23 protein-coding genes are annotated in these 24740 nt (G+C 59.6%); 17 read left to right on the forward strand and 6 right to left on the reverse strand.

The genetic code is table 11. The annotated features are described in order from the left end of the window. Nucleotides 1-14: 14 nt before the first annotated feature. Both ACR1XU_RS08175 and hemN read right to left on the reverse strand, forming a co-directional pair. A complete protein-coding gene (locus ACR1XU_RS08175) occupies nt 15-1943 on the reverse strand; it encodes an elongation factor G (RefSeq protein WP_170613602.1) in 1929 nt (642 codons plus the stop codon). A 181-nt stretch (nt 1944-2124) separates the two neighbouring features. Next, a complete protein-coding gene (gene hemN, locus ACR1XU_RS08180) occupies nt 2125-3480 on the reverse strand; it encodes an oxygen-independent coproporphyrinogen III oxidase (protein ID WP_480903450.1) in 1356 nt (451 codons plus the stop codon). Nucleotides 3481-3541: 61 nt separating this feature from the next. On the opposite strand from hemN, the gene fnrL reads away from it, so the two are divergent. Continuing rightward, nucleotides 3542-4285, forward strand: a complete 744-nt coding sequence (gene fnrL / locus ACR1XU_RS08185) for a transcriptional regulator FnrL (RefSeq protein WP_170613598.1) — start codon at nt 3542-3544, stop codon at nt 4283-4285. 26 nt (nt 4286-4311) lie between these two features. Further along, nucleotides 4312-4566, forward strand: coding sequence for a GlsB/YeaQ/YmgE family stress response membrane protein (locus ACR1XU_RS08190; protein ID WP_170613596.1), 255 nt, complete (start codon nt 4312-4314; stop codon nt 4564-4566). Between the two features lie 57 nt (nt 4567-4623). Here ACR1XU_RS08190 and ACR1XU_RS08195 read toward each other — a convergent pair whose 3' ends face one another. Next, on the reverse strand, nt 4624-5463 hold the full coding sequence (locus ACR1XU_RS08195; RefSeq protein ID WP_170613594.1) for a universal stress protein: 840 nt from the start codon (nt 5461-5463) through the stop codon (nt 4624-4626). A 197-nt stretch (nt 5464-5660) separates the two neighbouring features. On the opposite strand from ACR1XU_RS08195, the gene ccoN reads away from it, so the two are divergent. The 10 genes from ccoN to nusG all read left to right on the forward strand — a co-directional run bounded on the left by ccoN (nt 5661) and on the right by nusG (nt 14642). Continuing rightward, the gene (gene ccoN / locus ACR1XU_RS08200; protein ID WP_170619174.1) at nt 5661-7268 is read left to right on the forward strand and encodes a cytochrome-c oxidase, cbb3-type subunit I; all 1608 of its coding nucleotides are present in this window, start codon (nt 5661-5663) and stop codon (nt 7266-7268) included. A gap of 14 nt (nt 7269-7282) precedes the next feature. Beyond that, nucleotides 7283-8011: a cytochrome-c oxidase, cbb3-type subunit II gene (gene ccoO / locus ACR1XU_RS08205; protein WP_170613590.1), complete on the forward strand. Its 729-nt coding sequence runs from the start codon at nt 7283-7285 to the stop codon at nt 8009-8011. A gap of 12 nt (nt 8012-8023) precedes the next feature. Continuing rightward, a complete protein-coding gene (locus ACR1XU_RS08210) occupies nt 8024-8209 on the forward strand; it encodes a cbb3-type cytochrome c oxidase subunit 3 (protein WP_170613588.1) in 186 nt (61 codons plus the stop codon). Continuing rightward, a complete protein-coding gene (gene ccoP / locus ACR1XU_RS08215) occupies nt 8206-9069 on the forward strand; it encodes a cytochrome-c oxidase, cbb3-type subunit III (RefSeq protein WP_170613587.1) in 864 nt (287 codons plus the stop codon). The genes ACR1XU_RS08210 and ccoP overlap by 4 nt, the downstream gene beginning before the upstream one ends. Nucleotides 9070-9408: 339 nt before the next feature. Continuing rightward, a complete protein-coding gene (ccoG, locus tag ACR1XU_RS08220; protein ID WP_170678426.1) occupies nt 9409-10836 on the forward strand; it encodes a cytochrome c oxidase accessory protein CcoG in 1428 nt (475 codons plus the stop codon). Nucleotides 10837-10838: 2 nt separating this feature from the next. After that, nucleotides 10839-11297 carry a FixH family protein gene (locus ACR1XU_RS08225; protein WP_480526870.1) on the forward strand — a complete coding sequence of 153 codons (459 nt, stop codon included), beginning with the start codon at nt 10839-10841 and terminating at the stop codon, nt 11295-11297. Nucleotides 11298-11301: 4 nt separating this feature from the next. Further along, a complete protein-coding gene (locus ACR1XU_RS08230) occupies nt 11302-13479 on the forward strand; it encodes a heavy metal translocating P-type ATPase (protein ID WP_480903444.1) in 2178 nt (725 codons plus the stop codon). Nucleotides 13480-13483: 4 nt separating this feature from the next. Next, entirely contained in the window at nt 13484-13642 is a 159-nt protein-coding gene (ccoS, locus tag ACR1XU_RS08235) for a cbb3-type cytochrome oxidase assembly protein CcoS (protein ID WP_170613579.1), read from the forward strand. Nucleotides 13643-13709: 67 nt separating this feature from the next. Next, nucleotides 13710-13907, forward strand: coding sequence for a preprotein translocase subunit SecE (secE, locus tag ACR1XU_RS08240; RefSeq protein WP_050605011.1), 198 nt, complete (start codon nt 13710-13712; stop codon nt 13905-13907). A gap of 201 nt (nt 13908-14108) precedes the next feature. Further along, on the forward strand, nt 14109-14642 hold the full coding sequence (nusG, locus tag ACR1XU_RS08245; protein WP_170407498.1) for a transcription termination/antitermination protein NusG: 534 nt from the start codon (nt 14109-14111) through the stop codon (nt 14640-14642). 129 nt (nt 14643-14771) lie between these two features. On the opposite strand, the gene ACR1XU_RS08250 is transcribed toward nusG, so the two are convergent. Continuing rightward, a complete protein-coding gene (locus ACR1XU_RS08250; protein WP_170613577.1) occupies nt 14772-15536 on the reverse strand; it encodes a hypothetical protein in 765 nt (254 codons plus the stop codon). Beyond that, entirely contained in the window at nt 15533-16393 is an 861-nt protein-coding gene (locus ACR1XU_RS08255; RefSeq protein ID WP_170613575.1) for a hypothetical protein, read from the reverse strand. The genes ACR1XU_RS08250 and ACR1XU_RS08255 overlap by 4 nt, the downstream gene beginning before the upstream one ends. 313 nt (nt 16394-16706) lie before the next feature. Here ACR1XU_RS08255 and rplK point away from each other — a divergent pair, with 313 nt between their 5' ends. Together rplK and rplA are read left to right on the forward strand one after the other, a co-directional pair. Next, nucleotides 16707-17156 (forward strand): 50S ribosomal protein L11, encoded by a 450-nt coding sequence (gene rplK / locus ACR1XU_RS08260; protein ID WP_010440985.1) that lies wholly within the window; start codon nt 16707-16709, stop codon nt 17154-17156. A gap of 1 nt (nt 17157) precedes the next feature. Next, nucleotides 17158-17856: a 50S ribosomal protein L1 gene (gene rplA, locus ACR1XU_RS08265; protein WP_170678416.1), complete on the forward strand. Its 699-nt coding sequence runs from the start codon at nt 17158-17160 to the stop codon at nt 17854-17856. A gap of 101 nt (nt 17857-17957) precedes the next feature. Here the strand turns inward: rplA and ACR1XU_RS08270 are convergent, their stop codons facing one another. After that, on the reverse strand, nt 17958-18935 hold the full coding sequence (locus ACR1XU_RS08270; protein ID WP_480903441.1) for a phosphotransferase family protein: 978 nt from the start codon (nt 18933-18935) through the stop codon (nt 17958-17960). 423 nt (nt 18936-19358) lie between these two features. On the opposite strand from ACR1XU_RS08270, the gene rplJ reads away from it, so the two are divergent. From rplJ to rpoB, 3 genes are all read left to right on the forward strand, one after another. Next, nucleotides 19359-19877, forward strand: coding sequence for a 50S ribosomal protein L10 (gene rplJ, locus ACR1XU_RS08275; RefSeq protein ID WP_170613569.1), 519 nt, complete (start codon nt 19359-19361; stop codon nt 19875-19877). A gap of 80 nt (nt 19878-19957) precedes the next feature. Further along, the gene (rplL, locus tag ACR1XU_RS08280) at nt 19958-20335 is read left to right on the forward strand and encodes a 50S ribosomal protein L7/L12 (protein ID WP_170613567.1); all 378 of its coding nucleotides are present in this window, start codon (nt 19958-19960) and stop codon (nt 20333-20335) included. 250 nt (nt 20336-20585) lie between these two features. Beyond that, the gene (gene rpoB / locus ACR1XU_RS08285; protein ID WP_480490563.1) at nt 20586-24722 is read left to right on the forward strand and encodes a DNA-directed RNA polymerase subunit beta; all 4137 of its coding nucleotides are present in this window, start codon (nt 20586-20588) and stop codon (nt 24720-24722) included. Nucleotides 24723-24740 lie beyond the last annotated feature (18 nt).

The following is a 24740-nucleotide window of genomic DNA, read 5'->3' on the forward strand; positions in this document are numbered from 1 at the left end:
CCCGCCACGGTGCGTCAGGCGTTGGCCGTTTCACGCGATGCCGATTTCGGCACCGGTCCGCGCAGTTCCTGATAGTGATCGAAGCTCAGCTTGACCCAGCCGGTACCGCGCGTGGCACTGGCAAGGGTGCGGTGCAGCTCATCCTCGGCCACGGCGGGAAGTTGAGCGTTGAAGATCTCCCACCCCGAGGCGTTGGGGTTGCCTTCGAAACCCAGAACCTGCCCCTGGAGCGAGCTGATCGTCGGCACCAGGTCGCCCACAAAATCCGACGGCAGGTGGATCTCGGCGTTCAGGATCGGTTGCAGGACAACGGGTTTGCCCTGCGGCAGTGCCTCGCGCACGGCATTCTTGCCGGCAGTACGGAAGGCATAGTCCGAACTGTCCACGTTGTGGTGCTTGCCATCGCTCAGCGTGACTTTGACATCGACAACGGGAAAGCCTTCGGGGCCTTCAACCAGCGCGTCTTTCGCGCCGTGTTCAACCGACGGAATGTAGTTCTTGGGAACTGCGCCGCCTTTGACAACCTCTTCGAACTGAAAGCCCGATCCGCGCGGCATGGGCGCGACAGTGATCACGACGTCAGCGAACTGACCGGCACCGCCCGATTGCTTGCGGTGTCTGTGACGATGTTCAACCGGTGTCCGGATAGTTTCGCGATAGGCAGTTTCGACCTGATCCGCCTCGATTTCGATCCCAAAATCCTCGGCCAGCTTGGCGGTGACGCGTCGCATATGTTGAGGGCCCTGCGAGCCTAGAATCGCGTGGCCACTCAGTTCGTCCTGTTCGAGGGTCAGGCCGGGATCGATTTCGACCAGGCGGCTCAGCGCGTTGGACAGGCGTACGTCATCCCGTTCATGCGCCGGTGAGACGATCTGCCGATGCGCCGCGGGACGCGAGGTGGCCCAGTCTGGCAGAGGCGTGGCGGAGGAACTGTCGTAAATGTTGCCCGGATTGAGGTGATCGGACTTGACGGCGAGACCGATCTGACCGGCCTCAAGCGCGCCGATCTGGGTCTTGGCGTCCAGCGTGGTCAGGTTGCCGACGGTTTCGCCGCCCAACGCCTCATGCGCGGTGACGCCTTCGCCAAGGCCGCGCAGCACGATGATCTTGCCAATGTGTTTTTTCACGTCGGCGAACCCGGCAATGGCGCGGGCATTGTCTGCGGCCTCATCCCGCCCGGCGGCGATGTCGAACTCGGGCGCTTCGTGGCGCAGGGCTTTCATCAGGCGGGTCAGGCCGTTGCCGTGGCTGGCGGCGCCCAGGCAAGCGGGGATCAGCTGGTGGTTCTGCAGAACCTGTGCGGCCAGTTCAAAAACCTCTTCGTTGGGGGGCTGCTTGTCCTCAATCAGCTGTTCCAGCAGCTTGTCGTCGAAGTCGGACAGGGTTTCCAGTAATTCCGTGCGCGCTTCCTGTTCGCGGTCCTCGACCGATTGAGGCAGTTCGATCAGGGCCGAGGGCTGGCCTTCCTGATATTTCCACGCCCGCTCGGATATCAGATCAACCGCGCCGATGATGGCCTCGCCGTCGCGAATGGGCACCTGCCGTAGCGCGATATGATGGGTGCAATAGGTTTGCAGGGCCGCGATGATATCGCGGATGCGGCCGTTGGGGTTGTCCATCCGGTTGATGAACAGGAAGCAGGGAATCCCGGCTTCTTCGACCAGTCTGAGATAGGGGGCGCACAGCACTGCGGCGTCCGGGTCGGGCGGAACCACCACAACCGCCGCGTCCGAGATTGCCATGGCAGGACCGACATAGGCCAGGGAATCCCCGCCGCCATCCACGTCGATGGCGCACCACGGCTCGTCCAAATAAGAAAAACCGTGCAGATGCACGGTTCCGGATACGTCGAATGTTGTTGGCCGACCATCAAGGCGGCTGATGGCCTCGACCAGGGTGGATTTGCCCGATTGACTGGGGCCGAGGACGGTGAAAACGCGCATGAGTGCTGTCCCTCTTTCAGGTTTAAGAACGACTGCGCGATATCGGCTGCCTTGCGCTGACGCGCAGGGGTCAATTGCCTGAAAACGGATCTGCCTCGGGGTTGGGGCGGCTTGCCGCCCGCGTTCTTAAGTTTGCGGAATACCCCCTGTCTGCGTCAACCCCCCCTCTGTCCGAAGTCAATCAGATGGCCGAACTGTGGCCTGCCTTGCTGAGGTCATAGGCGTCAAAGCTGCGGGCGATCATCCGGGTCAGGGCACGGGCCTCGGGCGGGATGAAAAGACCGTCCCCGGTCACCTGCAGCAACCCGTCGAACGCATCGTTGGCCGTGTTGAACATGCCCTGCAGTTCCCCGACCGAGATGTCGTGGTCACGCAGGATTTCAGCCGAATCGATCCGGAAATCACACATCAGCGCCTCGATCAGGCGGGCGCGCAGGATGTCCTGCCCCTTGAACAGGTGCCCGCGCGAGGTCGAGAACTGGCCGTTCCGGATGGCCTTGGTATGCGCTGACGTCGCTGGCGCGTTCTGGGCGTACCCTTGCGGAAACTTTGAGATCGAGCTGGCACCAACGCCGATCAGAACCTCGGCCTGATCGTCGGTATAGCCTTGAAAGTTCCGTTTGAGCTTTCCGGTCTGCAGTGCACGGGTCAGCCCGTCATCCTGCGTCGCGAAATGGTCGATACCAATCTCGGCGTAATCGTCCCACATGAACAGGCGGCGCGCGGTATCGAACAGGTCAAGCCGCTGTTCCGGCGTCGGCAGCGCGTCCGAGGGGATAAGCTGCTGGCGTTTGGCCATCCAAGGCACATGGGCATAGCCATAGAGCGCCACGCGGTCCGGGCTGAGCGACAGCAGCTTTTGTACGCTTTCGGTCATCCGGGTCTTGGTCTGATGCGGCAGCCCATACAGGATATCGGCGTTCAGGCTGGTGATGCCGCGTGCGCGGATCATGTCGATTGCCTTGCGCGTTGTGTCGTAGCTTTGGATGCGGCCGATGGTTTTCTGGATTTCGTCGTCGAAATCCTGCACCCCGATCGAGGCGCGGTTCATGCCCGCCGCGGCCAGAGCGTCCAACCGTGCTTCGTCGATTTCGTTCGGGTCGATCTCGACCGAGAACTCTGCGTCCGGGCCCAGCGGCACGATGTCCAGAATCCGCGCTGCCAGATCGCGCATCAAATCGGCGTTCAGCAGGGTTGGCGTGCCGCCGCCCCAGTGCAGCCGGGACAGGGTGACGCCCTCGGGCAGGCGCGCGGCCAGCAGATCAAGCTCGGCCTTCAGAACGTCGACATAGGCGATGACGGGGTTGTCGGTCTGTGTTCCCTGGGTCCGGCAGGCGCAGAACCAGCACAGTCTGCGGCAAAAGGGGACATGGATGTAAAGGGACACGGCGCTTCCGGGCTGAATGCCCGAAATCCAGTCGCCAAACATGCCTGATCCCACATCGTTGCTGAAGTGGGGCGCTGTCGGGTAGCTTGTGTAACGCGGAACTTTAGCGTCAAATAGTCCAAGCTGTGCTAATTGTGGTTTCACTATCATGGCGATACCGTTAAGGGACGGCCTTCAACAAGACCTTGACTGAGATCAAGTGGAAACGCGAATGAACCTGAATTCCCAATTTGACCACTCGAATTGTGCGGACTGCCCGATCCGGCATCGTGCCGTGTGTGCCCATTGCGAACCCGACGAGCTTGTGGAACTGGAAGAGATCAAGTTCTACCGCAGTTTCGAGGCCGGGCAGACAATCATCTGGTCCGGCGATCAGATGAATTTTGTCGGCTCCGTGGTTTCGGGCATCGCCTCGCTGACGCAGACGATGGAGGATGGCCGGACCCAGATGGTGGGCCTGTTGCTGCCCAGCGACTTTGTGGGCCGTCCGGGACGCGAAACTGCGCCATATGATGTTCAGGCCACAACTGATCTGGTGATGTGCTGCTTCCGCAAGAAACCGTTCGAAGAATTGATGAGCACAACCCCGCATATTGCGCACCGGCTGCTGCAGATGACGCTGGATGAGCTGGATGCGGCCCGCGAGTGGATGCTTGTCCTTGGGCGCAAAACCGCGCGCGAGAAGATTGCCAGCCTGTTGTCGATCATCGCGCGGCGCGATGCTTCGGTGGCCCAGAAAAGCAACTCCGGTCCAATGGTGTTTGATCTGCCGCTCACGCGTGAGGCGATGGCGGACTATCTGGGGCTTACACTGGAAACGGTCAGCCGCCAGATGTCGGCGCTGAAAAAGGACGGCGTCATTACACTGGACGGAAAACGCCACGTGACCATTCCGGACATGGCGCGCCTCATGGATGAGGCCGGCGATGATGCGGACGGCGGTTTTCTGGTCTGACACCCGATACGCAAAAGGAGATTCGGATGGAGTTCACCAGCCTGCTTGCAATGTTGTTCATCGGCGCAATCGCCGGATGGCTTTCAGGCAAGATCATGGAAGGCCGGGGTTTTGGCCTGTTCGGCAATATCATCATCGGGATCGTCGGCGCGTTTCTTGCGGGCGCGATTTTCCCGGCCTTGGGCTTTTCGGTTGGCGGCGGGCTGTTCTCGTCGATCTTTTTCGCCACCATCGGTGCGGTGATCCTGCTGTTCGTGATCGGCCTGATCCGGCGCAACTAGTCTAGAATACTGCCCCGATGAAAGGGGCAGTATCTGCAAGCCGCACGTCTTTTCGGATCAATGGGCCAAAAAGACCGGCACAACGGATTGTTCCAGCATGTTCCGGGTGGCACCGCCCAAAATGGCCTCGCGGAACCGCGAATGGCCATAAGCGCCCATGACGATCAGGTCAGCCTCGGTATCGCCGGCATGGCGGTTGAGGATGTCCGAGACGCGGGTCATGGTTTTGCTCAGCACGTCAATTTCGCATTTCACCCCGTGCCGGGCCAGCATTTGTGACAACAATCCGCCCGGGTCCGAGCGGTCTGGTCCGTGGCGCGGCGGATCGATGACGACGATGCGCACCAGGTCCGCCTGTTTCAGGAAGGGCAGGGCGCGGCGGATGGCCCGCATGGCCTCGACGCTTTCATTCCATCCGATCAGAACGGTTTTGGGTTTCTCGAACGGCGTCACATCATCGGGCACAACCAGAACCGGGGCGTGGCCTTCGAACATGGCGGCTTCTATGATGGGCTCAGCCTCGGCCGCGCGATCCTCGCCATAGGGCTGCGGCAGCACAACCAGATCGGAAAACCGTGCGCGATGGGCCACGTGGCGGCCGATATCGGCAATCTGGGCCACGCCGTTTTCCGCGGACCAGCGGATCCCGGTTTTGCCCAGGTAGTTCTTTGCATACTCCAGAACAGCGTCAGAATCGGCATTGGCGCGGCTGAGCGTCTCCTGAAGGATCAAGGCGTTTGCGCCAGCGTAATAGTAGCCGGTCTGGCTGCGATCAACGCCGAGGCACAGCGCTTCGACATGCGCGTCCTGCGCGTTTGCCAGAGCTACAAGCTGGGCCAGTGCCGCGTTCGCCTGCTTTGTCTCTGTCATGACTGTTAGAAGGGATTTGTAAGCCATTTTGACCTCACTCGATGTGCGCGGGGGGCAAGCTGCGACCAGTTAACCCACTCAATTGTTTATCACTGCCACGGAAAACAGGCTATTGTCTTGACACAGATCAAAGCAGCTATGGCCCTTGTCAGACAGAACAGCGGCCAGTCAAATGGGTTTCGTGCGGCGTCAAGAATCGCACGGGGCATGCAAAGGGACGCAATATGTCAAATTACATCAAGCTGATCGTGCTTGGTCTGATCGTGATTTTTGCCGCGATCGGGTCCAACTATGCACGGGATTTGGCGTATCAGGTGCACGCGATTCTGGTGATGCTGATCGCCGTTGGATTGTTCATCTGGACGCTTCGAAACACAGATGAGCCAGATATTCTCGTAGACCGCTCGGCCGAGTACATGGATGACGTGATCCGCTATGGCGTGATCGCAACTGCCTTCTGGGGCGTGGTCGGGTTTATTGCAGGAACTTTCATTGCGTTTCAGTTGGCCTTTCCGGCACTGAATTTCGAATGGGCCCAAGGATATCTGAACTTCGGCCGTTTGCGTCCGCTGCACACATCGGCGGTGATTTTTGCCTTTGGTGGCAACGCCTTGATCGCAACCTCGTTCTATGTTGTGCAGCGCACCAGCGCCGCGCGCCTGTGGGGTGGTAATCTGGCGTGGTTCGTCTTCTGGGGCTATCAGCTGTTCATCGTGCTGGCGGCAACCGGCTATGTCCTTGGCGGTACGCAATCCAAGGAATACGCCGAACCCGAGTGGTATGTTGACCTGTGGCTGACAATTGTCTGGGTCGCCTATCTGGCCGTTTATCTGGGCACGATCATCAAGCGGAAAGAGCCCCACATCTACGTGGCCAACTGGTTCTATCTGGCGTTCATCGTCACTGTCGCAATGCTGCACCTGGTGAACAACATGACCATCCCTGTCAGCATCTGGGGTTCGAAATCGGTCATCGTCTGGTCGGGTGTTCAGGACGCCATGATCCAGTGGTGGTATGGCCACAACGCCGTGGGCTTCTTCCTGACTGCGGGCTTCCTGGGCATGATGTACTACTTCATCCCGAAACAGGCCGAGCGCCCCGTGTTCTCGTACAAGCTGTCGATCATCCACTTCTGGGCGCTGATCTTCCTGTATATCTGGGCCGGTCCGCACCACCTGCACTATACCGCGCTGCCTGACTGGGCGTCGACGCTGGGTATGGTGTTCTCGGTGATCCTGTGGATGCCGTCCTGGGGTGGCATGATCAACGGTCTGATGACCCTGTCGGGTGCATGGGACAAGTTGCGTACAGACCCGGTGATCCGCATGATGGTGATCTCGGTCGGTTTCTACGGCATGTCCACCTTTGAAGGCCCGATGATGTCGATCCGCGCGGTCAACAGCCTGTCTCACTACACTGACTGGACCATTGGTCACGTGCACTCGGGTGCGCTGGGTTGGAACGGCATGATCACCTTTGGTGCGCTGTACTTCCTGGTGCCTGTTCTGTGGAAGCGGGAACGCCTGTACTCGCTGCAGATGGTCAGCTGGCACTTCTGGCTCGCGACTATCGGCATCGTGCTCTACGCCGCGTCGATGTGGGTGACCGGTATCATGGAAGGCCTGATGTGGCGTGAAGTGGATGCCAACGGCTTCCTGGTGAACTCGTTCGCCGACACCGTGGCCGCCAAGTTCCCGATGTATGTGGTGCGTGCTCTGGGTGGCGTTCTGTTCGTCGCTGGCGCTGTGATCATGTGCTACAACCTGTGGATGACTGTGCGGAAAGCGCCGGCCAAAGAGGCCAGCCTGACCGTCGCGGTCCCGGCTGAATAAGGAGGGCCGGAGCTATGGCAATTCTCGACAAACACAAGATCCTCGAGACCAACGCGACCCTCCTGCTGATCTTCAGCTTTCTGGTCGTGACCATCGGCGGCATCGTGCAGATCGCGCCCCTGTTCTACCTTGAGAACACCATCGAGAAGGTGGAGGGCATGCGTCCTTACACCCCTCTCGAGATGGCGGGGCGCGAGATCTACATCCGCGAAGGCTGCTATACCTGCCACAGCCAGATGATCCGTCCGATGCGGGACGAGGTCGAACGCTATGGCCACTACTCGCTGGCGGCTGAATCGATGTATGACCATCCCTTCCAGTGGGGGTCGAAGCGCACCGGGCCCGATCTGGCCCGTGTCGGCGGCCGGTATTCGGATCAGTGGCAGGTGGACCACCTGCGTGATCCGCAGTCGGTGGTGCCGGAATCGGTGATGCCGAAATACGGCTTCCTCGAGCATCGCAAGATCGATGGCAAATACATTGGCGACATCATGAAAGCGAACGCGATGGTCGGCACGCCCTACACCGACGAGATGTTGGAAAACGCCGTGGCGGACTTCCGCGCTCAGGCCGATCCGGACAGCGACTATGACGGGCTGCTGGAACGCTATGGCGACAAGGTCAACGTGCGGAACTTCGACGGTCAGCCCGAACTGACCGAAGCCGATGCGCTGGTCGCCTATCTGCAGATGCTGGGAACGCTGGTCGATTTCTCGACCTTCACCCCGGACGCAAGCCGCTAAGGGAGGATCGTGATGGAAGAGTACACCCTTCTCAGGCAGTTCGCGGACAGCTGGATGCTGCTTGTGCTGTTTGTCTTCTTTGTGGGCATCATCATCTGGGTTTTCCGCCCCGGTGCCAGCAAGGAATACAATGACACCGCCAACATCCCCTTCCGGCATCAAGACAAACCCGCCACATCCAAGGAGGCGCGGCAATGAGCAAGACACCTGAAAAACAGCCGGGTGATCCGAACACCACCGGCCACAGCTGGGACGGGATTGAGGAATTCGACAATCCGATGCCGCGCTGGTGGCTGTGGACCTTCTACGCCACCATCGTCTGGGGTGTGATTTACACGATCATGTATCCGGCATGGCCTCTGGTACAGTCGGCAACCGCCGGTGTCATGGGCTGGTCTTCTCGGGCGCTGGTGCAGCAGGAGATGGTTGCGTTCGAAGAAGCAAATGCGCCTTGGAACGCCAAGCTGGTGGAAACGCCGCTGGAAGACATCGCCAAGGATGCCGAATTGCAGCAATACGCCGTCAACTCGGGTGGCGCCGTGTTCCGCACGTGGTGCGCGCAGTGCCACGGCTCGGGTGCGCAGGGTGCGCCGGGTTTCCCGAACCTGTTGGATGACGCCTGGTTGTGGGGCGGTTCGCTCGAGGATATCGAGTACACTGTGGCCTATGGCATTCGAAACGAAGAAAGCGACGATGCGCGTTATTCCGAAATGCCTGCCTTTGGTGAAATCCTCGAAGCGGAAGAGATCACGCAGGTGGTTCAGTATGTCATGTCCCTGACCAACGCCCAGACCGACGATGCTTCGGCACAGGCTGGCAAGGTCGTGTTCGAGGACAACTGCGCGTCCTGCCATGGCGAGGACGGGACCGGCGACGTCACGCAAGGTGCACCGAACCTGACCGACGCGATCTGGCTGTTCGGCGGCTCGGAAGAGGCGCTGACCGAGACGGTTACGTACAGCCGCTTCGGGGTCATGCCAGCGTGGGAAAACCGCCTGACCGAGGCACAGATCCGCGCCGTTTCGGCTTACGTCCACCAGCTGGGTGGCGGTCAATAAAGATAAGTGAACACCTTCGGGCGGTTCGCCGCCCGAAGGCTTAGGCACCGGCTGTTCCATCTGTTCGCGCGTTTCCTGAACAGCCGGTGCCGACTTTCCCGAGAATAGAACCAGGACTTGCCCGGGTCCAGTTTCCGGTGTGGCCATCTTCGTCGGATGTCACCGATTAACCTGCCGGTTTTCCGGTTTGCGGCCTATCCTTTCTTCGCTGAAACCGACCGAAAATGTGCTAGGTGTGACAAAAGGTGTCTGCCTGATGCGCATTTGACACATGTCAAAGTTGGTCAGCGCATGATCTGGGAAAAGACGCCTGATCAAAGCCAGACGTGGAGCCAGCCCGTGAGCGATTCCGACCCTGCCCCCAGCCTTTATGCAGCACGTGAGCCGATTTTCCCGCGGCGCGTGTCGGGTCCATTCCGTAACCTGAAATGGATCATCATGGCTGTGACCCTGGGGATTTATTACATCACCCCATGGTTCAGATGGGACCGGGGTCCCAGCCTGCCGGATCAGGCCGTGTTGCTGGATCTTGCGAACCGGCGATTCTATTTCTTCTGGATCGAAATCTGGCCGCACGAGTTCTATTTTGTCGCCGGCTTGCTGATCATGGCGGGGCTTGGACTGTTCCTGTTCACCTCGGCCCTGGGCCGGGTCTGGTGCGGATATGCCTGCCCGCAGACGGTGTGGACCGACCTGTTCATTCTGGTCGAGCGCTGGATCGAGGGCGACCGGAACGCACGTTTGCGGCTGCATCGGCAGAAGAAACTGGATTTCCGCAAGGCCCGCCTGCGGGCGACGAAATGGGGGGCGTGGTTTCTGATCGGACTGGCCACCGGCGGGGCCTGGATCTTTTACTTCGCGGATGCACCGACACTGGCGCGCGATCTGGTGACGGGCAACGCGCATCCGATCGCCTACACAACCATGTTGATCCTGACAGGTACGACTTTTCTGTTCGGCGGGTTTGCCCGTGAACAGATCTGCATTTACGCCTGCCCCTGGCCCCGTATTCAGGCGGCAATGATGGATGAAGACACGCTGGTCGTCGGCTACCGCGAATGGCGGGGCGAGCCGCGCGGCAAGGGCAAGCGGACCGCTGACACGGAATTGGGCGATTGTATCGACTGCATGGCTTGCGTGAATGTCTGCCCGGTTGGCATCGACATCCGCGACGGTCAGCAATTGGAGTGCATCACCTGCGCGCTCTGCATTGATGCCTGTGATGACATGATGGCCAAAATCGGCAAGCCGCGCGGCCTGATCGATTATATGGCGCTGAGCGACGAGGCGCATGAACGCTCGGGCCAGCCGGCCAAGAATGTTTGGAAGCACATCCTGCGCCCGCGCACGATCATGTACACCGCGCTGTGGGCGCTGGTTGGGTTCGGCCTGTTGTTTGCCCTGTTCATCCGTTCCGACATCGACCTGACCGTGGCGCCGGTACGCAATCCGACCTTTGTCACCCTGTCAGACGGCACAATCCGCAATACCTATGACGTGCGTCTGCGAAACAAACATGGCGAGGATCGGTTGTTTAAACTGTCCCTGACCGGAGACCCGGCCATGCGGCTGGAGATTGAAGGCACGATCATAGACACTGTGAATGTAAGCGCGGATACGGCACAATTGAGCCGCGTTTACATCACCGCCCTGAAGGACACCGACCCAGCCAACACCGACGCGACGCCGGTTCGTATCTGGGTCGAGGATCTGATCAGCGGTGAACGCGCGTACAAGGACACCACGTTCAACGGACGAGGGAACTGAGAATGGCAGAACGACAGTTTACCGGAAAGCACGCGCTGGCCGTGTTTGTCGCCGCCTTCGGCGTGATCATCGGTGTTAATCTTGTACTGGCCTACAGTGCGGTCAAAACCTTTCCCGGGCTCGAGGTCAAAAACTCGTATGTCGCCAGCCAGGAGTTCAACGAGCGTCTGCAGGAACAGCAGGCGCTGGGTTGGGACGTGCGGGCCGAGACCAAGGGCGGCTTGTTGATCCTGCACATCAACGACGCGCAAGGCGCGCCGGTCAGGGTCGATCAATTGCAGGCCGTTGTGGGGCGGGCGACCCATGTGCGCGAGGATTTCACCCCCGACTTTGTGTTTGACGGAACCGCATACTCCACCCCGGCGACCCTTGGCGAGGGCAACTGGAACATCCGGCTTGTCGCCAAGGATGGCGAAGGGGCCACCTTCTCGCAGCGTATTCCGCTTTACGTCAAAGGCTAGGCTGATGACAGCGCAACCCTCACCCGGAACCATGGCTTGTCCCGGCTGCGTCGCGGCCACGGCCGAGCCTGCCCTTCCGGTTCCCGAGGACATCCAGATCGCCCTGTCCTTGCCGGGAATTCACTGTTCGGCCTGCATCTCGACGGTCGAGCGGGAACTGAACGCGCTTCCGGGCGTCGAGGATGCGCGGGTCAACCTGACCCTGAAACGGGCGATGATTAAGGCCGCGCCAGACATCCGCGCCGCCGATCTGATCCCGGTGCTGGAACAGGCAGGTTTTGAGGCGCATGAACTGGATACCGGTGCGCTGTCGGCTACGCAGACGGACAAGGCGGGCCGGGATTTGCTGATGCGGCTGGCGGTGGCCGGGTTTGCGTCGATGAACGTGATGCTGCTGTCGGTTTCCGTCTGGTCCGGGGCCACGGACGCGACGCGCGACATGTTCCACTGGATTTCGGCGGCCATCGCGCTGCCTGCCATCGCCTTTTCGGCGCAGCCGTTTTTCGTCAATGCCGGGAGCGCACTGCGTGTGCGCCGTCTGAACATGGATGTGCCGATCGTGCTGGCCATCCTGCTGGCGCTGATCACCTCGCTTTGGGAAACTGCGCTGAGCGGCAAACATGCCTACTTCGACGCTGCGCTGACGCTGACATTCTTCCTGCTGGCCGGACGGTATCTCGATTATCGCACGCGCGCCGCTGCCCGGTCCGCGGCCGAGGAACTGACGGCGCTTGAGGTGCCGCGCGCCATCCGGCTGGTCGACGGCACAGAAGAGGAAGTGGCCGTCGCGACGCTGACCGTCGGTGACCTAATCCTCGTTCGGCCCGGTGGCCGTATGCCCGTGGACGGAGAGATCATTTCGGGCCGGTCGGAACTTGACCGCTCGTTGCTGACCGGGGAAACCCTGCCGGTTTTTGCCGAAGCCGGGCTGACAGTCAGCGCGGGCGAGGTCAATCTGACCGGCCCCCTGACGATCCGGGCGACAGCGGTGGGCGAAGACACTTCGCTGCACCGGATGGCCGATCTGGTGGCCATCGCTGAATCGGGGCGCTCACGATACACGTCGCTGGCTGACAAGGCGGCCAAGCTGTATGCGCCCGGGGTGCACATCCTGTCGGCGCTCAGCTTTCTGGGCTGGTACATCTATTCCGGCGATATCCGCACCGCACTGAACATCGCGGCGGCGGTTCTGATCATCACCTGCCCCTGTGCGCTGGGGCTGGCGGTGCCTGCGGTGACGACGGCGGCGTCGGGGCGGCTGTTCCGCAAGGGAATGCTGATCAAGCACGCCACAGCGCTGGAGCGTCTGGCCGAGGTGGACACTGTTGTCTTCGACAAGACCGGCACGCTGACATCGGGTGCGCCTGAACTGACCAATCTGGCGGATCATACCCGTTCCGATCTGGAAGTTGCGCTGGCGCTGGCCGAGGCGTCGGCGCATCCGCTTTCCGTCGCGCTGGCCAAAGCGGCGCGTGACGCGGGTATCAGGCCGGCCTGCCTTGACGCTGTGGTCGAAGTGCCAGGTTTTGGCACCGAAGGCGAACATAAAGGACAGCGCGTTCGGCTGGGCCGGGCGAATTGGGTCGGAGCCGAACCCGGCACCCAGACGTCAGCATGGCTTGCGGTCGGGAGCTGTAAACCCGTGCCGTTCGTGTTCGCGGACGCTCTGCGACCGGGCGCGGCCAGCGCGGTTGAGGCGTTTAGGAAAGCGGGCAAGGATGTGATCCTGATTTCAGGCGATACACGGGCTGCAGTGGAAAAGCTGGCTGGAAATCTGGGTATCGCAAACTGGGTGGCCGAAGCGCTGCCACAGGACAAGGCGCAGCGTGTTCAGGACCTGCGCGACAACGGGAAAAAGGTTCTGATGGTGGGGGATGGCCTGAACGATACCGCCGCCCTTGCGGCGGCGCATGTGTCGATCTCGCCCGCCTCGGCGCTGGATGCGGCGCGGGTTGCCTCGGATATCGTGCTGTTGGGCAACGACCTGTCGCCCATCGCCGATGCCTGCGACACGGCCACAAAAGCGACCAGGCGGATTCGTGAAAACTTCCAGATTGCAACCGTGTATAATGTCATCGCGGTGCCCCTGGCGGTGGCCGGGCTGGCAACGCCGCTGATCGCGGCGCTGGCGATGTCGACCTCGTCCATCACCGTGTCCCTGAACGCCTTGCGGCTGAGGTGATCTGATGGAAGTTCTGGCCTATCTCATTCCGATTTCGCTGCTTTTGGGCGGTGTCGGTCTTGTAGCCTTTGTCTATACCGTGCGGTCGAACCAGTACGACGATCCCGAAGGCGATGCCCGGCGGATTCTGAGCGACGAATGGGACGACAAGCCCAAGCCCTAACCGCCCTTGAAATTGCCGCAATGCCCGGCTATGTCGGGCGCATCCGCTAGCAGAGAGACAAAGCCTCATGGCCACCACAAACCCGATCCAGTTCATCCAGCAGGTCCGTGCCGAAGTATCCAAGGTCGTCTGGCCGACCCGGCGCGAGGTGCTGTTGACCACGGTCATGGTGTTCATCATGGCGGCGCTGACGGCCGTGTTCTTTGCGCTGGTGGATCTGGGCATTCGCGGCGGGCTGCAGCTGATTCTGGGCGCGTTCAGCTAAGACGGGACGGGCAGTGCGGAAACGCGGCTGCCCCCTTGCGCCGCGCGCAATGTCAGAGTAGTTCACGCGGAACTATCCGGAATGGGCGTGCGGCGATTCGGGCTGCGCGCCGCTTTTTGTTCCGGGTCTCGTGACAGAATTTCAATGACGGTACATCCGGATGTGCGGATGCGACCTAAGGCAAACAAGGACGGCAGGTTCATGGCGAAACGGTGGTACTCGGTCAGCGTTCTTTCGAATTTCGAAAAGAAGATCGCAGAGCAGATCCGCACGTCGGTGGCCGAGCAGGGCCTTGAGGACGATATCGACGAAGTTCTGGTGCCCACCGAAGAGGTGATCGAAGTGCGCCGGGGCAAGAAGGTTACGACCGAGCGCCGCTTCATGCCCGGCTATGTGCTGGTGCATATGGAAATGTCCGATCAGGGCTACCACCTGGTCAACTCGATCAACCGCGTCACCGGTTTCCTGGGCCCGCAGGGCCGCCCGATGCCGATGCGCGACGCCGAGGTGAACCAGATTCTGAACCGTGTTCAGGAAGGTGAAGAAGCGCCCAAGCTGATGATCACTTTCGAGATCGGCGAAAAGGTCAAGGTCAACGACGGCCCCTTCGAGGATTTCGACGGCATGGTCGAAGGCGTGGACGACGAGAACCAGAAGCTGAAGGTCTCGGTCTCGATCTTTGGCCGGGAAACCCCGGTCGAGCTGGACTTCACGCAGGTGACCAAGCAGAGCTGACAAGCTCGCCAATGTAATTAGAAGCGCCGCGATGCCTTGGGCAACGTGGCGTTTTTTTGTGCCGGACCAGTGGAACTGGCCCAGGCAAAAACTGCAGGTTACTTCCCCGGCAATGAAAGCGCTTTACGGTTATGGTCGGCCGGGTATCAGTTGTTGTTCCTGAAGAACCGTCAGAATGTCGAGAATGGTCGAAGGGCTGACATCCACCGATCCTTCCAGAAAAACACCAAGCCCACCCTCTCCGATCTCCTTTGGACCGCCATTGTCGTAAGTGGGGTCAAGGGACGCGAGTTCGGGGGGTAATTCCGGGCACAAGGGGGTTTCGTTCAATACAAGGTCAACAGCGGCCAGCATAAGTTCCTTGGCAGATTCGAGCGTGTCATCCTCCAGAAGCTGTTCGCGCTGTTCTTCCGGGGCCGCAAGCGTCAGATCGATGAGTTTGAAGTAGGCACAATTGTCACGCAGTTCGACGGTCGCTTGGGTGGCCATGTTCGCCAGGATTGCCCTTTTCTGTTCACCCCGCTGAAAGTCGCGTTCACTGGTCCGGCTGCATTCGAAAATCGTGATGGTCACGTCGCCATCCAGATTGATCGCATCGTCCAGAGCTTGCAGGCTCAAATCGTCCAGGCGCACTTGCAGACCACAATTGTCGATTATGGCATTGTCCGCCAATCGCTCGGGCACCGTTTTTTGGATTTCGCGAAGATCGAGAAGGGCGCCCACCCCGATCCGAGTGGGCGCAACAGCGTTCAGGCTCAGATCAAGCTTGTATGGCAGTTCGGTTTCCCGGACCTGCTGGGTTGCATCGATGACAAAAGTCACTTCTTGTGCGCCGGACGAATGGGCACCCAGCGCAGCGGCCATCAGGGCCGGGAAAACCAACCAACGTCTCATTTGGCAAACTCCAATACGCCGAGGTCCTGCAGCCCACCAAGGACTTTGACGATGGTCTCTGCGCTGACATCAGCCGATCCGGTGATGGCTGCGCCCAGCCCGCCGGGCGCAATCTCGCGCGTGCCTCCGGATTCGTAATTCGGGTCGAGAACCGTGAATTCTTCGGGCAAGGGCGGACAGACCGGATTGGCCGCCAAAAACTCGCCACCCTTTTCAAGGACGGCTTCATTGATGCGGCTGGTCAGGCCGAAGAGGTTGGAGACAGCGCCGATGAACCCGCGCGGGTTCAGATCAACGTCTTCGATACTGAATGTAAGGCACTGGCCTTTCACCTCTGCCTTGGCGACCGCAACCGCGTCCACGGTTCCCCCGAAATAACGAAAGCCCGGTTCCTGGCGCCGGTTGCAGGTTGTAAACCGTGCACGGGCCGAGCCTTCGACCCTGACGGTGTCATCCTTGGCAGTGACATCCCGAATCTCGAGGTAGATTTGGCGTTTGCAGCTTTCTTCAAGCGGGCCCGTCAGTATCTGGGGGGCCTTTTCCTGCAAGCCGCGCAAGTCCATGAACGCCCTCAACCGCAAGCGGGTAGGGCTGGCTTCTTCTAGGCCGCTGTAGACCGTGAAAGGCACCGGAATGTCGCGAACGGGGACTTCCTTGGTGAACTTGATCTGAAACCGACCGGCGTAACTGGCGGGGTCGATCCCTGTTGCGCCGGAGGACGCCGTGCTGTTGATGCCGTCGGTTTGGGTTGCCGATCCAGACCCTTCGCCCTGATCCTGAGCCCTGCTGCCACAGCCCGGCAGCATGGCAAAAAGAACGCAGATCAGTAATCCCTTGTTCAGCCGAGATGATCCCATCCCTGACCACCTCTTTTGTGTCCAAGTTTCACCAAGATACCCACCTGCGTCTCCGACGCAACTTATGTATTCAACAAAATCATTTTGTTCCGTCAGTTCCCTGGCCTCACCGAAGCCCGACCGGTATACAACTGGGTTACTTGGGAATAGGGTGCCAGCCACTTGCCAACCCCTCCGTTCCGCTGTACATGCCGCCTCTATCGTCTTCGGGCGAGATTCTCTCGTGGGAGATTGCAGGGATCGCGATCCCGGATCGGACCACGCAACATAATCTGGGTGAGACGCGTTTCACCTAAGTTGAAAGGAAAACCAAATGGCCAAGAAGCTTGCTGGTACAATGAAGCTGCAGGTTCCTGCAGGTCAGGCGAACCCGTCGCCGCCAGTTGGTCCGGCGCTGGGTCAGCGCGGCATCAACATCATGGAATTCTGCAAGGCGTTCAACGCCAAGACCGCAGACATGGAGCCCGGCGCTCCGTGCCCGACCGTGATCACCTACTATCAGGACAAGTCCTTCACCATGGACATCAAGACGCCGCCCGCGTCTTACTACCTGAAAAAAGCGGCTGGCCTTAAGCCGGTTGGCAAGCGTAACCGTCCCCGCGGCGCGGAAAACCCCGGTCGTGAGACCGTGGCAACCGTGACCTCGAAGCAGGTTCGTGAAATCGCCGAAGCCAAAATGAAAGATCTGAACGCCAACGACGTAGAAGGCGCAATGCAGATCATCCTGGGCTCGGCCCGCTCCATGGGCATCGAGGTGAAATAAGATGGCAAAACTCGGTAAACGTACCCGCGCTGCGCGCGAAGCTGTCGCCGGCAAGGAAAACCTGTCGGTCGAAGAAGCCGTTGCCCTGGTCAAAGGCAATGCAACCTCGAAATTCGACGAGACCATCGAAATCGCTCTGAACCTGGGCGTTGACACCCGTCACGCAGACCAGATGGTGCGCGGCGTTGTCGGCCTGCCGAACGGCACCGGCAAAGACATGCGCGTTGCTGTGTTCGCTCGCGGCCCCAAGGCTGACGAAGCGAAAGAAGCAGGCGCAGATATCGTCGGTGCAGAAGACCTGATGGAAACCATTCAGGGCGGCACCATCGATTTCGACCGCTGCATCGCAACCCCGGACATGATGCCGATCGTTGGCCGTCTGGGTAAGGTTCTGGGCCCCCGCAACCTGATGCCGAACCCCAAGGTCGGCACCGTGACCATGGACGTGAAAGCGGCCGTGGAAGCAGCCAAGGGCGGTGAAGTTCAGTTCAAGGCGGAAAAAGGCGGCGTTGTGCACGCCGGTGTTGGCAAAGCGTCGTTCGACGAAGCCAAGCTGGTCGAAAACGTCCGCGCATTTGTCTCGGCTGTTGCCAAAGCCAAGCCGTCGGGCGCCAAAGGCACCTACATGAAGAAAATCGCGCTGAGCTCGACCATGGGCCCGGGCGTGACTGTTGATGTTGCGCAGGCTTCGGGCGAATAAGCCTCAGCCTCAGCCTCTGCAAAAGCACAAAATGACCCGGGTGGTTCCAGCCACCCGGGTTCTTTCGTTTTTGGATCGCTTGAATTCCAGTAGATGCCGGATCAACCTGAACTTCGGGGCAGGTTGAATGCCTGTTTAAGTCGTATCTCCAGCCGGGTGCGCCGGTGGTCTTCGAATTCGCTGCAAACATGGCTTGGCTGGCTGAGAAACAGCCAGTCCTTGAGCAGGCGTCCGCGAATGCAGAAATCCAGAATGTCCATATTGATCGGATGGCGGTACAGGCGGAAGAACATGTCCTTGTTTCGTTTCAGGATGCCGCTGCGATCCACATCTGACGGCTGACTGTCGCGGAATATGTCGGCCTTCAGGAAGTCGACGATGTCGTATACGGCCAGCTTTTCGCGTGCCTCGGTGAAATCCAGCCCGATGGTTTTCCCTTGCCCCATGATCAGGTTGAGACCGTGAAAATCGCCATGCGCGAACACCTGAATATCCGGCGCCCCTTTCAGGCGCGCGGCCTCGGCCAGCATCGTGTTGATCATTCGCTGACTTGTGCCGGCAAGATTGGCGGGCAGGTTTTCCGACTGGTCCCGGATGCTGTCGGTCATCCATTTCGGCCGGAACCCATAGTCTTTTGGTGGGCGAAACCCGTGCAGATCGTTCAGCCATGCTCCGGCGCGGCGATAGACCTGGGCGACCTGATCGTTGTCGGGGCTGTTGTAGATCAGATCGACGGCGGTGGGGCGTTTGATGTATTCGGTGACCATGAAGTCACCTGCGGAGGAGAGGTAGATCGGACGCACAACCTGCGACGTCTTCTTGTCGTCGAAGTATTCGGCAAGCTGACAGAGCAAATTATACTCCTTGCGTAGCCGGTCGGTTATGGGGGCTTGGGTGTCGGCCTTCAGCGCGTACATCGCCCCTTGGGTTTCAAGCTTAAGAACAAGCCGAGTTTCGGGGAAATCGTGAGACCGGTAGATACAGGAATGTTCGCGGATGGGGTCGATCTTGCCACTTCGGGAAAGCTGATCCAGATATTGGGATGTCCGGTCGCGCTCTTGTTGAGAAAGGATCAGCATTTTAAGGACGCGCGCCAGTTCGGATCGGGATCGGGGTTATAGACATTGACAGGACCGCAGCGCGTCCTTGGTGTCAATGAGTGGTTGGCGCGATTTATCCGTGTTAGAACCGATGACGCCACAGCCCGCGAAACCCGTTTTTCGTGCAATTTACCTCTTGGAAACCGAGCGTGTCTGCCCTAAGTAGGGCTACGAAGTAAAGCGTGCGATTCGTCGTGCGCTTTATTTTGTTTCGTCCAAGACGGTGGGTGGGGCCATGCGGTTCCTTAATTCCCTGCCTGAGACGGGTAAGACCAAAGAATTCTGAGGGTCCCACCCTCGGGCGAGTTTTGGCCAATCCCGTAACAACGGACCTGAACGCCGGGGCGCAAGCCGCGGCAAATATGAGCCGGGATGTCTGACATCCCTAACTTGGAGAGAACTGTGGATAGAGCCCAGAAAGAGAAAGTGGTCGAGGAACTCGGCCAAATCTTCGAAAGCTCTGGCGTCGTAGTGGTTTCGCACTACGCCGGTCTGACAGTTGCCGAGATGCAGGACCTTCGCGCACGTGCTCGTGACGCGGGTGGCTCCGTGCGTGTTGCCAAGAACAGGCTCGCCAAAATCGCCCTTGAGGGTAAGCCGTGTGCAAGCATGGCCGACCTGCTGACAGGGATGACCGTTCTGACCTATTCCGAGGACCCCGTGGCAGCAGCCAAGGTGGCCGAGGACTTCGCCAAGGATAACAAGAATTTTGAAATCCTCGGCGGTGCAATGGGCGAGAACGCTCTGGACCGCAAAGGCGTTGAAGCCGTTTCGAAAATGCCGTCGCGTGAGGAGCTTATTGCTTCGATCGTGGGCTGCATTGGCGCACCTGCTTCGAACATCGCCGGCGCGATTGGCGCACCTGCAAGCAACATCGCAAGCATCCTTTCCACCATCGAAGAGAAGGCGGAAGCTGCGTAAGCGGTTGGCACTGAATGATCTGCGTGGGGCATTTGCCCTGACGTTGGAACACACACTGTAAAACGGAAAGAGCTAATACAATGGCTGATCTGAAAGCACTCGCAGAAAGCATCGTGGGTCTGACCCTGCTGGAAGCACAAGAACTGAAAACCATCCTCAAAGACGAGTACGGCATCGAGCCCGCAGCAGGCGGCGCAGTTGTCATGGCAGCTGGTGGCGACGCCGCCGGTGGCGCAGCTGAGGAAGAAAAAACCGAATTCGACGTCGTTCTGAAGAACGCCGGCGCTTCGAAAATCAACGTGATCAAAGAAGTTCGCGGCATCACCGGTCTGGGCCTGAAAGAAGCCAAGGAACTGGTCGAAGCCGGCGGCAAGATCAAAGAAGGCGTGTCGAAAGACGAAGCCGAGGAAGTCAAAGGCAAGCTGGAAGCAGCTGGCGCAGAGGTCGAACTGGCCTAAGCCCTTTGTCTGGTGCGTCGCTGATGCGCCTGAAAATTTGGCTGGGTCCGGAGAAATCCGGGTCCAGCCGAACCTGTCTTAGAAAGGGCCTCATGGGTTGGGGCGTTTTCTAAGACACGGTTGTCGGATCGGGAGGCCGCCTTCGGGACGGTGGCCATGAATTGATCCGGACGTGTCGTCTCGAATGTGCAAGATGCCGGGGCCCGACGGTGTCTTTGCCCGCTGAGAACATCGAAAGGTGACATCTGACATGGCTCAAACGTTCCTTGGCCAGAAACGTCTTCGTAAATATTACGGCAAAATCCGCGAAGTGCTGGAGATGCCGAACCTCATTGAGGTGCAGAAATCTTCTTATGATCTTTTCCTGCGCTCCGGCGATGCAGAGCAGCCCACAGACGGCGAAGGCATCAAAGGTGTGTTCCAGTCGGTCTTCCCGATCAAGGATTTCAACGAAACCTCCGTTCTGGAGTTCGTGAAATACGATCTGGAAAAACCCAAATACGACGTCGAAGAGTGCATGCAGCGCGACATGACCTACAGCGCTCCGCTGAAGGTAACCCTGCGCCTGATCGTGTTTGATGTCGACGAGGACACTGGCGCCAAGTCGGTCAAGGACATCAAGGAACAGGACGTGTTCATGGGCGACATGCCCCTGATGACGCCGAACGGAACGTTCATCGTGAACGGTACCGAGCGTGTGATCGTGTCCCAGATGCACCGTTCGCCCGGTGTGTTCTTTGACCACGACAAGGGCAAGACCCACTCCTCGGGCAAGCTGCTGTTTGCCTGCCGCATCATCCCGTATCGCGGCAGCTGGCTGGACTTCGAGTTCGACGCCAAGGACATCGTGTTCGCCCGTATCGACCGCCGCCGCAAACTGCCTGTGACAACCCTGCTGTATGCGCTGGGTCTGGATCAGGAAGCGATCATGGACGCGTATTACAACACCGTGTCCTATAAGCTGGACAAGAAGAAGGGCTGGATCGCACCGTTCTTCCCCGAGCGTGTGCGTGGCACCCGTCCGACCTATGACCTGATCGACGCGAAATCCGGTGAAGTGATTGCCGAAGCGGGCAAGAAAGTCACGCCGCGCGCGGTCAAGAAACTGATTGACGAGGGTGCCGTCACCGACCTGCTGGTTCCGTTCGATCACATTGTTGGCAAATTCGTCGCCAAGGACATCATCAACGAAGAAACCGGTGCGATCTATGTCGAAGCCGGTGATGAACTGACCCTGGAATACGACAAGGACGGCGACCTGATCGGCGGTACCGTCAAGGAACTGCTGGATGCGGGCTTCAAAGACATCCCGGTTCTGGACATCGACAACGTCAACGTCGGCCCCTACATGCGCAACACTATGGCGCAGGACAAGAACATGGGCCGCGAAAGCGCGCTGATGGACATTTACCGTGTCATGCGCCCGGGCGAGCCGCCCACCGTCGAAGCTGCGTCGGCCCTGTTCGACACCCTGTTCTTCGACAGCGAGCGTTATGATCTGTCCGCCGTTGGCCGTGTGAAGATGAACATGCGTCTGGCACTGGACGCGCCGGACACCCTGCGCACACTGCGCCGCGAAGATATCGTGGCCTGCATCAAGGCACTGGTTGAACTGCGTGACGGCAAAGGCGACGTGGACGATATCGACCACCTCGGCAACCGTCGTGTCCGTTCGGTCGGCGAACTGATGGAAAACCAGTACCGCGTTGGGCTGCTTCGCATGGAGCGCGCGATCAAAGAGCGTATGTCGTCGGTCGAGATCGACACCGTCATGCCGCAAGACCTGATCAACGCGAAACCGGCTGCGGCTGCTGTTCGTGAATTCTTCGGCTCGTCGCAGCTGTCGCAGTTCATGGACCAGACCAACCCGCTGTCGGAAGTCACCCACAAACGCCGTCTCTCGGCGCTTGGCCCCGGTGGTCTGACGCGTGAGCGTGCAGGCTTTGAGGTTCGTGACGTACACCCGACCCACTATGGCCGGATGTGCCCGATTGAAACGCCCGAAGGTCCGAACATCGGTCTGATCAACTCGCTGGCCACCTTTGCCCGCGTGAACAAGTATGGCTTCATCGAAACACCGTATCGTGTCGTCAAAGACGCCGAGGTGACCGATGAGGTTCACTACATGTCCGCGACTGAGGAAATGCGCCACACCGTGGCGCAGGCGAACGCGACGCTGGATGAGAACGGCAAGTTCATCAACGATCTGGTTTCGACCCGTCAGGCCGGTGACTACACCCTTGCCCCGCGCGAGAATGTGGACCTGATCGACGTGTCGCCGAAACAGCTGGTTTCGGTCGCTGCATCGCTGATCCCGTTCCTTGAAAATGACGACGCGAACCGCGCTCTGATGGGCTCGAACATGCAACGTCAGGCGGTTCCGCTGCTGCGCGCCGAAGCGCCGCTGGTCGGTACCGGTATCGAGGAAAAGGTTGCGATTGACTCGGGTGCTGCGATTCAGGCGAAACGCGCCGGTATCATCGACCAGGTCGATGCCCAGCGTATCGTTATCCGTGCCACCGAGGATCTGGAACTGGGCGACGCTGGCGTTGACATCTATCGTCTGCGCAAATTCCAGCGTTCGAACCAGAACACCTGCATCAACCAGCGTCCGCTGATCAAGGTGGGTGATACCGTCCAGAAGGGCGAGGTCATTGCCGACGGTCCGTCGACCGATATGGGTGAACTGGCCCTTGGTAAGAACGTGGTCGTCGCGTTCATGCCGTGGAACGGTTACAACTACGAAGACTCGATCCTGATCTCGGAACGTATCGCGCGTGATGACGTCTTTACCTCGGTCCATATCGAGGAGTTTGAAGTCGCTGCCCGTGACACGAAGCTGGGCCCGGAAGAGATCACCCGCGACATCCCGAACGTCGGTGAAGAAGCGCTGCGCAACCTCGACGAGGCGGGCATCGTTTACATCGGTGCGGATGTTGAGCCGGGCGATATTCTGGTCGGCAAGATCACTCCGAAGGGCGAAAGCCCGATGACCCCGGAAGAAAAGCTGCTGCGCGCCATCTTTGGTGAAAAAGCATCTGACGTGCGCGACACCTCGCTGCGCGTGAAGCCGGGCGATTACGGTACGGTCGTTGAGGTTCGCGTCTTCAACCGTCACGGCGTCGAGAAAGACGAGCGTGCGCTGCAGATCGAGCGTGAGGAAGTCGAACGTCTGGCCCGTGACCGGGACGACGAGCTGGCGATCCTTGACCGCAACATCTATGCGCGTCTGCAAGGTCTGATCCTGGGTAAAACCGCTGTCAAAGGCCCGAAAGGTGTCAAGGCAGGGTCGGTGATCACCGAGGACCTGCTGGAAACCCTGACCCGTGGTCAGTGGTGGCAGCTGGCGCTGGAAGGTGAGCAGGACGCACAGATCGTCGAGGCTCTGAACGAACAATACGAAGTGCAAAAGCGTGCTCTGGACGCCCGTTTCGAGGACAAGGTCGAGAAAGTCCGCCGTGGCGACGACCTGCCGCCGGGTGTGATGAAAATGGTCAAAGTCTTCATCGCCGTGAAGCGTAAGCTGCAGCCGGGCGACAAGATGGCCGGTCGTCACGGGAACAAAGGTGTGATCTCCAAGGTTGTTCCGATGGAAGACATGCCGTTCCTGGCCGATGGTACTCCGGTAGATTTCTGTCTGAACCCGCTGGGTGTGCCTTCGCGTATGAACGTCGGTCAGATCCTTGAAACCCACATGGGTTGGGCCGCGCGCGGTCTGGGTCTGAACATCGACGACGCTCTGGGTGAATACCGCCGTTCCGGCGACCTGACCCCGGTGCGCGAAGCGATGAAGCTGGCCTATGGCGAAGATGTCTACGAAGAAGGCATCACCGGTCTGGACGAGGATGGCCTGATCGAGGCTGCGGGCAACGTGACCCGCGGTGTTCCGATCGCAACCCCGGTCTTTGACGGTGCCAAAGAGGCTGACGTCAACGACGCGCTGGTGCGTGCGGGCTTCTCGGAAAGCGGTCAGTCGGTTCTGTTCGACGGTCGTACCGGTGAGCAATTCGCGCGTCCGGTGACCGTGGGCATCAAGTACCTGCTGAAACTGCATCACCTTGTGGACGACAAAATCCACGCGCGTTCGACCGGGCCGTACAGCCTGGTTACCCAGCAGCCGCTGGGTGGTAAGGCGCAGTTCGGTGGTCAGCGCTTTGGTGAGATGGAGGTCTGGGCTCTGGAAGCTTACGGCGCCGCCTACACCCTGCAGGAGATGCTCACCGTGAAATCGGATGACGTCGCCGGCCGGACCAAGGTCTATGAGTCGATCGTCAAGGGCGAGGATAACTTTGAAGCGGGCGTACCGGAATCGTTCAACGTTCTGGTGAAAGAAGTCCGTGGCCTCGGCCTGAATATGGAACTCCTGGATGCGGAGGTTGAGGAGTAAGGGCGCTGCCCTTTCTCC

This window comes from Ruegeria sp. D1(2025) (assembly GCF_056536425.1).

Coding starts and splice junctions, on each gene's coding strand:
- ACR1XU_RS08175 (WP_170613602.1), bottom strand. CDS start 1,943: ATGCGCGTTTTCACCGTCCTCGGCCCCAGTCAATCGGGCAAATCCACC.
- hemN (WP_480903450.1), bottom strand. CDS start 3,480: ATGATAGTGAAACCACAATTAGCACAGCTTGGACTATTTGACGCTAAA.
- fnrL (WP_170613598.1), top strand. CDS start 3,542: ATGAACCTGAATTCCCAATTTGACCACTCGAATTGTGCGGACTGCCCG.
- ACR1XU_RS08190 (WP_170613596.1), top strand. CDS start 4,312: ATGGAGTTCACCAGCCTGCTTGCAATGTTGTTCATCGGCGCAATCGCC.
- ACR1XU_RS08195 (WP_170613594.1), bottom strand. CDS start 5,463: ATGGCTTACAAATCCCTTCTAACAGTCATGACAGAGACAAAGCAGGCG.
- ccoN (WP_170619174.1), top strand. CDS start 5,661: ATGTCAAATTACATCAAGCTGATCGTGCTTGGTCTGATCGTGATTTTT.
- ccoO (WP_170613590.1), top strand. CDS start 7,283: ATGGCAATTCTCGACAAACACAAGATCCTCGAGACCAACGCGACCCTC.
- ACR1XU_RS08210 (WP_170613588.1), top strand. CDS start 8,024: ATGGAAGAGTACACCCTTCTCAGGCAGTTCGCGGACAGCTGGATGCTG.
- ccoP (WP_170613587.1), top strand. CDS start 8,206: ATGAGCAAGACACCTGAAAAACAGCCGGGTGATCCGAACACCACCGGC.
- ACR1XU_RS08225 (WP_480526870.1), top strand. CDS start 10,839: ATGGCAGAACGACAGTTTACCGGAAAGCACGCGCTGGCCGTGTTTGTC.
- ACR1XU_RS08230 (WP_480903444.1), top strand. CDS start 11,302: ATGACAGCGCAACCCTCACCCGGAACCATGGCTTGTCCCGGCTGCGTC.
- ccoS (WP_170613579.1), top strand. CDS start 13,484: ATGGAAGTTCTGGCCTATCTCATTCCGATTTCGCTGCTTTTGGGCGGT.
- secE (WP_050605011.1), top strand. CDS start 13,710: ATGGCCACCACAAACCCGATCCAGTTCATCCAGCAGGTCCGTGCCGAA.
- nusG (WP_170407498.1), top strand. CDS start 14,109: ATGGCGAAACGGTGGTACTCGGTCAGCGTTCTTTCGAATTTCGAAAAG.
- ACR1XU_RS08250 (WP_170613577.1), bottom strand. CDS start 15,536: ATGAGACGTTGGTTGGTTTTCCCGGCCCTGATGGCCGCTGCGCTGGGT.
- ACR1XU_RS08255 (WP_170613575.1), bottom strand. CDS start 16,393: ATGGGATCATCTCGGCTGAACAAGGGATTACTGATCTGCGTTCTTTTT.
- rplK (WP_010440985.1), top strand. CDS start 16,707: ATGGCCAAGAAGCTTGCTGGTACAATGAAGCTGCAGGTTCCTGCAGGT.
- rplA (WP_170678416.1), top strand. CDS start 17,158: ATGGCAAAACTCGGTAAACGTACCCGCGCTGCGCGCGAAGCTGTCGCC.
- ACR1XU_RS08270 (WP_480903441.1), bottom strand. CDS start 18,935: ATGCTGATCCTTTCTCAACAAGAGCGCGACCGGACATCCCAATATCTG.
- rplL (WP_170613567.1), top strand. CDS start 19,958: ATGGCTGATCTGAAAGCACTCGCAGAAAGCATCGTGGGTCTGACCCTG.
- rpoB (WP_480490563.1), top strand. CDS start 20,586: ATGGCTCAAACGTTCCTTGGCCAGAAACGTCTTCGTAAATATTACGGC.